Source organism: Kaistella jeonii (assembly GCF_000812865.1).
GTDB lineage: Bacteria > Bacteroidota > Bacteroidia > Flavobacteriales > Weeksellaceae > Kaistella > Kaistella jeonii.
Window position 1 is genome coordinate 67,062 of sequence record NZ_JSYL01000011.1, and the last position, 12,271, is coordinate 79,332.

General features: G+C 35.5%; 14 protein-coding genes and 1 pseudogene. 13 read left to right on the plus strand and 2 right to left on the minus strand.

All coding sequences use genetic code 11. The annotated features are described in order from the left end of the window. The first annotated feature begins 172 nt into the window (after positions 1 to 172). From OA86_RS12880 to OA86_RS12935, 12 genes are all read left to right on the plus strand, one after another. Positions 173 to 1,315: a vWA domain-containing protein gene (locus OA86_RS12880; protein ID WP_039354033.1), complete on the plus strand. Its 1,143-nt coding sequence runs from the start codon at positions 173 to 175 to the stop codon at positions 1,313 to 1,315. Between the two features lie 75 nt (positions 1,316 to 1,390). Further along, on the plus strand, positions 1,391 to 2,845 hold the full coding sequence (locus OA86_RS12885) for a sigma 54-interacting transcriptional regulator (RefSeq protein WP_039354036.1): 1,455 nt from the start codon (positions 1,391 to 1,393) through the stop codon (positions 2,843 to 2,845). 254 nt (positions 2,846 to 3,099) lie between these two features. After that, the gene (locus OA86_RS12890; protein ID WP_039354039.1) at positions 3,100 to 3,561 is read left to right on the plus strand and encodes a hypothetical protein; all 462 of its coding nucleotides are present in this window, start codon (positions 3,100 to 3,102) and stop codon (positions 3,559 to 3,561) included. A 46-nt stretch (positions 3,562 to 3,607) separates the two neighbouring features. Next, the gene (locus OA86_RS12895) at positions 3,608 to 3,871 is read left to right on the plus strand and encodes a DUF3781 domain-containing protein (RefSeq protein WP_039354042.1); all 264 of its coding nucleotides are present in this window, start codon (positions 3,608 to 3,610) and stop codon (positions 3,869 to 3,871) included. A 161-nt stretch (positions 3,872 to 4,032) separates the two neighbouring features. After that, entirely contained in the window at positions 4,033 to 4,425 is a 393-nt protein-coding gene (locus OA86_RS12900) for a hypothetical protein (protein ID WP_039354045.1), read from the plus strand. A 180-nt stretch (positions 4,426 to 4,605) separates the two neighbouring features. After that, entirely contained in the window at positions 4,606 to 5,145 is a 540-nt protein-coding gene (locus tag OA86_RS12905) for a hemerythrin domain-containing protein (RefSeq protein WP_052257520.1), read from the plus strand. Positions 5,146 to 5,454: 309 nt separating this feature from the next. Continuing rightward, entirely contained in the window at positions 5,455 to 5,769 is a 315-nt protein-coding gene (locus tag OA86_RS12910; RefSeq protein ID WP_039354047.1) for an HPF/RaiA family ribosome-associated protein, read from the plus strand. Between the two features lie 105 nt (positions 5,770 to 5,874). After that, positions 5,875 to 6,438: a DUF421 domain-containing protein gene (locus tag OA86_RS12915; RefSeq protein ID WP_039354051.1), complete on the plus strand. Its 564-nt coding sequence runs from the start codon at positions 5,875 to 5,877 to the stop codon at positions 6,436 to 6,438. Positions 6,439 to 6,692: 254 nt separating this feature from the next. Continuing rightward, the gene (locus OA86_RS12920) at positions 6,693 to 7,583 is read left to right on the plus strand and encodes a tetratricopeptide repeat protein (protein WP_039354054.1); all 891 of its coding nucleotides are present in this window, start codon (positions 6,693 to 6,695) and stop codon (positions 7,581 to 7,583) included. Between the two features lie 19 nt (positions 7,584 to 7,602). After that, positions 7,603 to 8,235 carry a DoxX family membrane protein gene (locus OA86_RS12925; RefSeq protein ID WP_039354056.1) on the plus strand — a complete coding sequence of 211 codons (633 nt, stop codon included), beginning with the start codon at positions 7,603 to 7,605 and terminating at the stop codon, positions 8,233 to 8,235. A 51-nt stretch (positions 8,236 to 8,286) separates the two neighbouring features. Further along, entirely contained in the window at positions 8,287 to 9,744 is a 1,458-nt protein-coding gene (locus tag OA86_RS12930) for an FAD-dependent monooxygenase (RefSeq protein ID WP_039354060.1), read from the plus strand. Positions 9,745 to 9,929: 185 nt separating this feature from the next. After that, a complete protein-coding gene (locus tag OA86_RS12935; protein WP_039354063.1) occupies positions 9,930 to 10,790 on the plus strand; it encodes a hypothetical protein in 861 nt (286 codons plus the stop codon). 171 nt (positions 10,791 to 10,961) lie between these two features. Here OA86_RS12935 and OA86_RS12940 read toward each other — a convergent pair whose 3' ends face one another. Further along, positions 10,962 to 11,150: a KTSC domain-containing protein gene (locus OA86_RS12940; protein ID WP_375600439.1), complete on the minus strand. Its 189-nt coding sequence runs from the start codon at positions 11,148 to 11,150 to the stop codon at positions 10,962 to 10,964. 229 nt (positions 11,151 to 11,379) lie between these two features. On the opposite strand from OA86_RS12940, the gene OA86_RS12945 reads away from it, so the two are divergent. Beyond that, positions 11,380 to 12,009, plus strand: coding sequence for a hypothetical protein (locus OA86_RS12945; RefSeq protein WP_039354067.1), 630 nt, complete (start codon positions 11,380 to 11,382; stop codon positions 12,007 to 12,009). Between the two features lie 108 nt (positions 12,010 to 12,117). Here OA86_RS12945 and OA86_RS16040 read toward each other — a convergent pair. After that, positions 12,118 to 12,271: pseudogene (locus OA86_RS16040) on the minus strand (IS982 family transposase); the annotation flags it as partial.

Sequence of the window (12,271 nt, forward strand, 5' to 3'; positions counted from 1 at the left end):
AAATTTATCCAATAGCGCAGATTTCATTTCTATGCTACATCGTTCAATTAAATTAAAAATTCAATTTTCATTACCTAAATTCCCATCACCATCATCAGTATTTTCTATTTATCTCCACCCCTTTTTGGAACGATATTTCTATACCTTGCCTGCAATAAATGCAGAATAGATTATGACGAATAAAGACCTTAATTTTGGCAAAGGCTTTATATTCACCAAACATACCCCCGAAGAAATTTCCCATTTCGATCGGGTTTTTGATGTTTTTAAAGACTTGCTCACCCACACTTCTGGCGATATTGAAGAAGCCTTCGAATGGCTCGAAATGCTGGATAAAGAATATGACATTTTTACCGATAAATATACCCTCGCAGATTTTGAAGAAGATCTGAAAAAACGCGGCTACATTAAAGAAGAGGAAAAAGACAAAGATGGAAACACCGGAACCGGAAAAGGAAAAAACATCCTCACCGCAAAGTTGGAAGCAGCATTGCGAGAGTTTGCTCTGGATCAGATCTTCGGAAAACTTAAAAAAAGCGGTATCGGAAATCACAACACCAAAAAAGTCGGTGTCGGTGACGAACGCGATGGAGAAAACCGTTCTTTTCAATACGGCGACGATCTTTCAACCGTCAATATGACCGAGAGTTTAAAAAATGCGCAGATCAACAACGGAATTACAGATCTTCGATTGACGGAAGATGACCTCATCGTCGAAGAAACAAAGCACAAAGCGCAGATGAGCACGGTTTTGATGATCGACATCAGTCACTCCATGATCTTGTACGGCGAAGATCGAATTACTCCGGCAAAAAAAGTCGCCATGGCTTTGGTGGAATTGATCAAAAGAAAATATCCGAAAGATTCCATTGATATTATCGTTTTTGGAAACGAAGCCTGGCCTATCAAAATTAAGGATTTACCATATCTAAAGGTTGGACCTTATCATACAAACACTGTTGCCGGACTGGAATTAGCAATGGACATTTTGCGTCGAAAAAGAAATACGAACAAGCAGATCTTTATGATCACCGACGGGAAACCCAGCTGTATCCAATTACCAACAGGAGAATTTTACATGAACAGCAATGGCTTAGATGAAATGATTGTTAGCCAGTGTTTGACGAAAGCCGCTCAAGCACGGAAACTAAAAATTCCGATCACCACTTTTATGATCGCGCAAGATCCCTATCTGCGGAAATTCGTGGAAGCTTTTACGGCTCAAAATCAGGGTAAAGCTTTCTTAACGGGACTTTCCGGATTAGGAGAAATGATCTTTGAAGACTACGAAAAAAATAGAATAAAAAGAATTTAGAAGAATATTAGATAATAGACTGATAGATAAGAGACTTCAATCAGAATGTTTCAAAATAAATTTAGAAATAAATACATGAAAAAAGATATCACATTTAAAGAATTAAAAAGTTCAGGGTACACCGATAAAACCATCAACGAAGAAATTCAGCAGAATTTAATTGCCCGGATTAAAGCGAAAGAACCGGTCTTCGAAGGACTTTGGGGATACGAAGACACCGTAGTTCCACAATTGAAAAAAGCAATTCTTGCCGGACATCACATTAATCTTTTAGGTTTGCGTGGACAGGCAAAAACAAAGATCGCAAGAAGCATGGTGAATCTTTTAGATGAATATATGCCCATCGTAAAAGGTTCTGAAATTAACGACAGTCCTTTTCACCCTATCTCAAAGTACTCCAGAGATTTGATCGAGGAAAAAGGCGATCTCACTCCGATTTCCTGGGTTCACCGCTCTAACAGATTTTACGAAAAACTAGCGACTCCAGATGTAAATGTAGCAGATTTAATTGGGGACATCGATCCGATCAAAGCAGCGACTTTGAAATTACCTTATTCTGACGAACGCGTCTTGCATTACGGAATGATCCCACGTGCGAACCGCTGTATTTTCGTCTTGAATGAACTTCCCGATTTACAGGCTAGAATTCAGGTTTCCTTATTTAATATTTTGCAGGAAGGTGACATTCAAATTCGTGGTTTTCAGTTAAGAATGCCTTTGGATATTCAGTTTGTCTTCACTGCAAATCCGGAAGATTACACGAATAGAGGAAGTATTGTTACTCCTTTGAAAGATAGAATTGGATCACAGATCTTTACGCATTACCCAAAAACTATTGCACTTGCAAAACAAATTACGGAGCAGGAAGCAAAAATTTCTGCGGAAGATAAAGCGCAGATCACCATTTCTAGTTTGGCAAAAAATCTTTTAGAAGAAGTTGCTTTCGCCGCGAGGGACAGCGAATACGTAGATGCTAAAAGTGGCGTTAGTGCGCGTTTAACCATCAGCGCCATGGAAAATTTAATGGCCGCTGCGAAACTGCGATTGATCGAATCAGACTCAGAAAAAGCAACCATTCGTCTGGTAGATTTCATGTCCATTATTCCATCCATCACCGGAAAGATCGAACTGGTTTACGAAGGTGAACAGGAAGGTGCAGATCACGTTGCGAAAATCTTGATCGACAAAGCCGTGATGGTTCAGTTTGAAAGTATTTTCCCTAAAATTTCAAAACTGGAAAAGGAAGGTCAGAAAAATGCATACACCGATATTATCAGCTGGTTCAATAAAAGTGTGGTCGAATTAAATTACGACGACACCGACGAAGCGTATTTTGCGAAATTGCAGAAGATCACGCCTTTGAATGATGTTGTCGAAGAATATGCCTCAGAATTGAGCAAAGCCGACAAAAATTTCTGCAAAGAATTGGTTTTATGGGCATTGACCATCAGTAAAAAATTAGATAAATCTGATAACGATAATGCCTTTACTTTTGATTCTATCGGAATTGGAAAATATTACAGCAATTAAAAGTGGAAGAATCAGATTAAAAATGATAAAATAATTTTTAGAATTTTTTAAAGAATTTTCTAACTTTTGATTCTCAACGAATTCACCTCTCTTAAAGAAATTTAGGAGAGGTTTTTTCGAGATTAATCCTAAATTATTCCTATTTTGTACGAAGAAAATTTGGTCTTTTATTTCACGGCTGCTAATAACCAGATTATAAGGAAACTATATCTGCATCATTTAGTTTATCATTAAAATTATTATCAAAAACAAAAATGGACTTACTCAATAATATTGCCTGGAACTTTAATGAAACAGAATATGATTCTAAAGAAGGTTTTAATGAAGCTATTTCGCAATATCAAATCAAAATCAAGAAGCAAGAATCATCCTGGAATCCTAACGAAATCGTGATTGAAAACCCAGTGGTTGATATTGTCTTTATGGCCTGGATCGAAGAAAATGGTTTGGCAGAAAACGAAACTCTTTTAGAAGATGAGGATTTCTTTGATGATGAAAGCAATAGTGAGTTCGGTTTATTTCAAGCCGATATTCAGGTTCGTCTTCATGCTGAAAACGGAAAAAATTTCTCAGCTCTGGAATTAATGTACCAATTAGATCAACAGATGAAACCCAAAGAATTGGGCGATGATCTCTTTTTTGAAGGTTTGGGTGGTTTAGAAAGTGACAGTAGGATCCCTAAATTTTATTTATTTTGTGGAAGCTCAGACGATTAAAAACGATTGCGATTTTACTATCCGTCAATGATAAAAATGAACGACTATGAACACCTGTAAGAAAGAAATCTTATCCAAAATTTGCTACACCGATCTGGTTTATGGCAGGATCAATAAAAAACTCAATCTAAAATTATCAAATATGGAGATTGAAAAAACGCTTCTTGAAATCATTCAAAACACCGAAGAAATAAATTTTGAAAAAAGAGGGAAGAATATTTACATTTCTAATGAAAGTGAAGATATCAGGATCACCATAAATTTATTTACCAATCGTGTGATCACCGTGGATCGAATAAAGCAGAAATGAATGTAGAAAGTTCAAATACGTTTATTAATTCAAAATTGAACTTAGAATTTGGAGCGAAGAATTATAAATAATTTTTTTCGAAATAATTTTGTAAATTTAACTTCTGAAAATACAACGTTTGTATTTTAAAAATTAGAATTCGAAACCGCAAAATTTTTATCATGAAAAAGCTGATTTTACTAGGCGTCTTTTTTTTAGTTGCGCCAAAACTGTATTCCCAAACGAATGAAAACTATGAAAAAGGTTATTCGAAGGGATATTTGTCGGTAACCAAACAGTTGCCTGTTGTAATTCCGACTGATTTCGGACTCACCGCTCAAAAGCGATCTGTTCGAACAGAGTTTGAAGGATCTGTTCAAAATAAGGGAACTTCGCCTGTTGCGGCTGTTAATGACACTTACCAACCCTCAGCAATTTCAAACAAAGGTTTGTATGACACCAAAAATGAAGTGAATAGCAACAATGCTTTTGACATTGGTTTTAACAGAGGCAAAGAAGATGGTTTTGCGCATTTAAATTCTGATAAAAAATCTGCTGCAAAGGAGAAAAAATAAGTTCGAAAAATAAATTCGTCATTTTTAATTAAGTTAAGCAGAGAATTTAAATCAAGCAGTTTTATAATATCACCTCATTTAAATTAATTTTTAAATGAGGTTTTTTAATGAAAAATTTCTTTGCGATCCTCCTAAAATGTTGTCTGTTTAATTTGTGTAATTTTGATACAAACAAAAACGATGAAAGCTTTATTATATCTATTTTCCCTGGTCTTCATGCTTCAATGCAAGCCGAAAAGCGAAAAACCATTCACCCAATTTCCAGGCAAACCTGAAGTACCTTCAACCTTAAAAAATACGCACGCAGAACTTCTTGCACAACTTCATCAGTTCACTTTAATTAAAGACAGCAGCGCGAAATTTTCTTTAAAACTACAGGAATTAATGCTGCATCATTTCAAGGAGGAAGAAGATTTTATTTTACCGCCATTGGGTTTATTACCTTCATTAGTCAGCGGCCAACTTCCGGAAAAAACAAAGGACATTATTAAGTTCAGCGGAAACATAAGATCACAAATGGATCACCTAAGCGCCGAACATCAGCTGATCAAAGCCTATATCGAAGAATTAAAAAAAGCTTCAACCGCTGCAAACCAACCCAAAGTTATCGAATTTGAAAAAGAAGTTTCGAAACATGCGGTCAGCGAAGAAGAAGTTTATTTCCCCGCCGCTATTTTGGTGGGAGAATATTTGAAATTAAAAACGGCGACAAAACCCTGATCCTTCATTAAATTTCTGATGAATTCCTACGCGTTCATTATCAACGACAAGAACCTTTAAACTTTTTTTTTCACAACCAAATTCGAAGCTGTTCGGTCAACAATAAAAAATGTTCTGTTCAGATCGCATCGCAGATTTAGTTGTGGAACGAGTCTTGTTTTTAAAAAGAAAAATTTTATAACACAAGGAATATTTGTCTACAGTTCTTCTCAAATATGTTAAACTGGTCATAAACACCCGAATTGATTCCCTGAATTAGAACAGAATATTTATCTTTATCAAACTAGAAACAAATAAAATAATTTAAAAATGGAAATCTTAATCAACACCGATAATAATATAACAGGAACTGCGGAAATGATCACCTATTTCAAAACTTCTGTTGCCGAAGATTTTGACAGATTTAGCGATCACTTAACGCGGATCGAGGTAAAAATTAGCGATGAAAATGGTGACAAAAGCACAGGCAACGACAAGAAATGTGTCATGGAAGCACGCATCAAAGGAATGCAGCCAACCGTGGTAACAAGCCATTCGACCACCGTAGAAAAAGCCGTAAAAGAAGCTTCAGATAAATTAAAAACTTCTCTCGATACCATAATGGGACGATTGAGAAATCATTAAAATCAAAAGAAATTTTTTCTTTTCTCACAAGGCGTTCATTCATTTGGGCGTCTTTTTTGCTTCTCCTATTTTTCGTCATTCATCCCTAATTTTAAAAATAACAATATGATAGAAGGCAGCGAATATATCTTTGATCTCAGCAAAATATTCTTTGGCGATTTCACACTTTTTATTTATTTAGAAGTTATTTTGCGCGTCAGTATCATCATGCTGTATACAATCCTCATCATTCGGTGGATCGGGAAACGCGTTGTTGGTGGACTTGGCAGCGCAGATGTTTTGCTCATCGTTGCCATGGGAAGCGCAGTTGGTGACGCCATGATGTATCCTTCCGTTCCACTTTCTGTGGCTTTAACAGTGATCACACTCATAGCCGCCTTTCAAAAATTGTACGTTTACATTGGCATTAAATACGAACCTGTCCGAAAAATTACAGATCCCAAAGTCACGAAACTCGTGGAAAACGGCCAACTTCTAAAAGAAAACTTTACCGAAGACGACATCGATGAATTCGAAGTCTATATGCTTCTCCGTCAACAGGGAATTAAATTTCTTTCCGAGGTTGAGCACGCCTATTACGAACAATCCGGCGTTTTGAGCGTTTACAAATTCGACGATCCAAAGTCGGAATATTCTATTTTACCCGAACATTTAGATAATTTGAAATAAATAATCAGTCGCTCTTTATCAATATTTCTACATTTTTTTGAGCGCCTTTTTCCGCCCTCCGTTCCCGCTATTTTTTTCCCGCGCTTTTTCCCATGCAAAAAAAATGAGCTCCACTCAGGTCGGGGCGCAGATTACTTAGTAAAAGAAATGTAATTTTTAATTCAAAAAAAATTGTGCGGTTTAAAATAATTTCCTTTCTGTATATTTGAAATCCCTCAAATCAAACTCATTAAAAATAAAAAACAGTTACGGTTATGAAAAAATTGAACTTTTTAAAAATACTCGCTCTCCTTCTCCTTCCATTTACGGCTTTCTCCCAAACCGATAATGCAGAACTTGCAAAAATGTACAGCGAAGATCAAGGCGCCAGAATGGTAAAAGACATCGACTGGAAAACCCTTAGCATGAAAGATAAAGAACGGGAAAGTCGTGTTTATGAAATGATAAAAGCGGACCAGATCATTACAGGAAAAGATTATTATCATTCCGCCATGATCTTCCAGCACGGCTCTGATTCTATCGCTTATGGAATGGCAGTGAAACAGATGAGAAAAGCAATTGACATCGATCCCAAAATTAACCGTTGGCTTTTAGCAGCCGCCATCGACCGCAATTTACTCAGCAGAGATCAGCCCCAGATCTATGGCACTCAGTTTTCCAAAAAAAATGGCGAGAAATGGAAACGTTCCACAATGGACCCGACAAAAATTACTGCGGAAGAACGGAAATACTATGGTGTTGAGAGTCTTGAAGAACAAGTTCAAAAGGAGCGTGAATTGAACCTGACTCCGCTCGCTGAACTGTTTTCTAAATCAGATCCGATCGCAAAGAAGATTGAATTAATACAGGCCGAAAACAAGAAAGGATTAAAATCGGACTATAATATTAGTGAAAACGAAATTAATAGTTTGGGTTATCAACTTCTATCTGATAAAAAAGAAGATGACGCTCTGCAAATATTTACTTTGAATACCAAATTATACCCAAATGCATACAACACTTTTGATAGTTTGGGAGAATGTCTTCTGCTTTTAGGAAAAAAGGAAGAAGGAATAAAAGCCTATAAAAAATCTCTTGAACTGAATCCGAAAAATGAAAATGCAAAAACAGCAATTAGCGATAGTTTAAAAAAAGCTGCACGCTAAACATTATTTCTCAATTTGAATGACACTCGCATCAATAAGCAATTCTAAATTTTTCGATTATTTGATCCTCGCGATAAGATTTCTTCTTGCGGCAACTTTCATTTCTTACGGTTATGGAAAACTAACAGAAGGTCAGTTTAGTTTAACTCCGCTGGAATTACAAAAGCCGATCGGTGAATTAAATTTGATGCAGATCGGATGGTATTTATTTGATCAGCAACCTTTTAAATATTTTATCGGGATCAGTCAAATCGTTTGTGGAATTTTATTGCTTATTAACAGAACAGTATTGATCGGCGCGATCCTTTTTTTACCCATCGCAGTCAATATTCTCATTATCAATCTCACTATTATGCCCGCAGGTTTGGCAAGTGCTTTTGCGTTAAGATTTGCTTCGTATATTCTTTTAGATGGGCTTTTATTTTACCATTATCGTAAACAATGTTTGGAAGGACTTCAAAAACTTCTGCAAAATGTAAAACCGAAATATAAACACCAGTTCTGGACTTTACTCTTCATCCCTCTCCTGGCTTTGATTCTGGAAATTTTGCCTTCTATTCCTAAAGTTTTATGGGGAATTATGCAGGATCCAAAAGGAATGCTGACCTGGATAAAAGAAATGACCGGTTTAATAATGAGAAATTTACAATAAGAAATACTTCTTATTTTTGTAAAAACCAGATGAAGAACATCAAACTAAAAAATGGAAAACAAAAAAACTTCTTTCACGATTTGTACCTATTGTCAAGGACTTGGCAAACAAAAGCGAAGGATCAAAAAGAGTTTGAGACTTCGTTACGAAGCTGAATTAGAAGCCTTTGAAAAAACAAATAGCGAAGGAACGGCTCCAATTCGGCCGGAAGGAACTTTTATGATTTGCCCGGATTGTTCAGGCTCCGGAATAATTCATTCCGAAAACTTTCCTCTTCCAGATGAAAATTATCCACACGTTGCCATTATTGGAGCAGGAATTGGTGGCATCGCTTTAGCAATCGGCTGTTTGCATCGTGGTATTCCTTTTACCATTTTCGAAAAAGACGGTAGTTTTAATGAGCGCTCACAAGGTTATGGTTTAACCCTGCAACAAGCCAGAAAAACCTTAGAAAATTTTGGAATTTTTAATTTAGAAAACGGTATTATTTCCAACCATCATGTTGTACATGCGCCAGATGGAAAAATTGTGGGACAATGGGGAATGCGAAAATGGCTGGGAACAGTTGAAAAATTTACGACCCAAAACAATATTCAAAGAAGCAATATTCATATTGCCCGTCAAAATCTCCGTTTGCAATTGCTGCAACAGTTGGGCGGAGAAAATAAAGTACGATGGAATCACCAATTTACCGGTTATAAAAAAGATTCTGACGGAAAATTGCAGCTTCATTTTTTAGAAGATAATATTCCGAAAATTTACTCTACAGATCTTCTTGTTGGTGCAGATGGAATTAGAAGTGCCGTTCGAAAAACGATCATTCCCGAAGAAAAATTTCCCTTGAGATACTTAGGTTGCATGGTGATTTTAGGTATTTGTGAACTTTCTAAACTTCAACATTTAGAAAATTCTTTACTGGATTCTGAAACTGTTTTTCAAACAGCAAACGGAAAGGAAAGAATTTATATGATGCCTTTCGACCAAAATTCAATCATGTGGCAACTCAGTTTTCCCATAGAAGAATCAGCCGCAAAAAAACTAAGTGACGACGGGAAGTTAGCTCTTAAAAATGAAGCAATTAGAAGGACTCCTTTTCACAGCCCCATTCCAGAGATTTTGCAACTAACAGATGAAGACAAAATTACAGGTTATCCTGTTTACGATCGCGACTTGCTCGATTCTGAAATGCTAAAAAACGCAGATTCGGTCACCTTATTGGGCGATGCTGCGCATCCGATGAGTCCGTTCAAAGGTCAAGGTGCAAACCAAGCTTTACTCGATGCTTTATCTTTGGTTCGGGAAATTTTTAAAAATTGCAAACCTTTATCAAATTGGCGAGAGAATGGAATTAGAGAAAGTGTACTAAATTCTTTTGAACAAGAAATGCTGGAACGAACTGCCACTAAAGTAAAAGATTCCGCCGCCGCCGCAAAATTCCTGCATTCTGAAATTGCACTTTTTGAGGGTGATGAACCGAGAGGACGGGTTTTGAAAAGGAAAGATATTTAAGAAAATTTTTACTGAACCTTTAAACTAATTCTAATCGAATTGAAAAGTATCTTAGCCTTTATAACACTATTACAAAAAACTCATTGACTCAAAGTTTCAAATCAAAAAAGTCACAATCTCTTTCGAAGTGTTTTTTTAGTTACTTTTAAGCACATAAAAAAAACAATAACGCAAATTATTAAACCATGAACTGGAAAAAAGTCCACTTTTATCTGTACACCTTTTGCAGATATTTTTTAGCAACATTTATTATTTCTTATGCTTTTGCCAAAATTTTAGAAACGCAATTTACTTCGCAACCAAGCGTTTATGACAGACCGATCGGTTCACTTTCCGGCTTTCAGTTAACCTGGTATTATTACGGCTACTCCTATTGGTACGGTCTTGTGATCGCCGTTACTCAAATTATAAGTTCAATCCTACTATTTTTCAGAAAAACAACGCGACTTGGTGTTATTTTGTTTCTGACTTTTATCGTTAATATCACCTTAATGGATTTCGCCTATGGAATCGATGAAGCAAAATGGATGGCACTTTTACTCACGATGATGGCATTTTTTGTTCTCTTGTCCGACTACAAAGCTTTCTACAGATATTTCATAACAGAACCTCAACTCTTTTCAGAAGACGAAAGACCAAAATGGATGCTCAAAGCGAAAAATGTGAAGTTTTTTTATATTCCATTGGTATTCATCGGATTTTTTGTACTGCTTTCGGCAATGAAGAAGAAATATATGGGTCTGAATGAATTTTATGGAACCTGGGAAAATACAGCGAATGGAGATCGGTTATATTTCGAAGCGGGAAATTCTTTTCAGATCCTCCAGAAAAACGAATTCAAAAAATCAAATAGCGGCATTTACTCTTTTACCAGAGATTCTTTAAAACTGCAAACTGCAAATGATGAGGAAATATTTTCAGACTTTAAAGACAAATCACCAACATCTAAACCCATTTATTACTTCAAAGGAAAATACAAATTGACTGGTAAATCTTTAAACATTACTTCCGACCAGGTTAATTTGAACTTTAAGAGAATTAGATAAATATTTTTGATTAAGCAAAATGTCAAGCAGTTGTGAATATTTTCTACCTCACAAAGTCGCTTACTTTGATCATAGTTGGTAAGAAAATTATTTACGAAAATATAAACGTCTAAACCAAAAAGCACAATCTCCTTCGAAATTGTACTTTTTAAAATTTGAAAACAAAAGGAATTAATCCTGCATTGCTTCACCATTTTTTCTGTAAACGAAACCTCCACCGTAAATTTGTCTTCTTGCGAAACGGCTCGGCGAATCTGCGTTGACCATTTTGATATATGTATTTCTTGGAACACCAATATATTCGTACATTTTTCCGTTCAAATGCTGAACTTTCAAAATAGATTTCTCCCCCGTCCGCAAAGTCTCCCAATTTTGAGAAACATTTTTAAAACCTCACTTACGCAAAACATTTCCACTCGATAGAAAAGAGTTTTGCTCAGTCTGTGGCGAAAATTCATTCGGACAGAAGAATATTATTAAATCCTTTTTATCAGAAAGATGACTGCAATTATTTATTGGTAAATGTGCTGAATTAATATATATTTGCGCTCGAACAATTTAAAAAAATTAACTTTCAACAATTTAAACGATGAAAAAAACACTACTTATTTTATTAATGCTTTTCGGAATTACTGCATTCAGTCAAAAACAAGTTTTCGCTGTATCCGACATAAAAGAAAAAATTGCACGTCAAAAGATCGTTGCTATTCTTCCTTTTCCTACGACCATTATTTATAAAAAACAACCAAAAAACTTTAGTGCTGAAGCGAATCAAGCTCAGGAATTAAAAATGGCAAAAAACATACAGTCAAGCATGTACACTTTTCTTTTAAGAAAACAGGAAAGATATTCGGTAAAATTTCAAGATATCGATAAAACAAACATTCTGCTGAAGAAAGCCGGAATTGAAGATAATTTAGATTCAATGACGAAAGATGAAATTGCAAAAATTCTTGGTGTTGATGCAGTCATTAGTGGAAAATTTGAACAACAACAAAGTAAAACTGAAGCAGGTGCAATCGCTTCGGCAATAATATTTGGCGGGGTAGGCGGTAAGACTGGTTCCAGCACATTAACTTTAACAATAAATGATGCTAACGATGGTGAACTGTTGTGGAGATTTATGAAAACAATGGACGATAGTATTACCTATTCTCCCGACGATGTAGTCGAAAGTATGATGAGAAAAGTATCCAGAAATTTCCCTTACGAAAAATAAAAACTGCATCAGATGAGGTTGATTTTACTCAGCTTCAAAAAAAATAAGAAAAGACCTCATTCAATTCAGATGAGGTCTTTTGTTATAATTAATACCCGTAGTGCATTATTAAATTATTGAGATTTTAATATTGTTCATATTTCTTTTAAAGACAAATACGTTTACAAGTTGGATAAATGTTAATGCTGTTATTTTACTTAATATTCTGGTTTTAAAACCATTAAAAGATTTTGCATAATTATTTCTGATTTTAAATTGATCG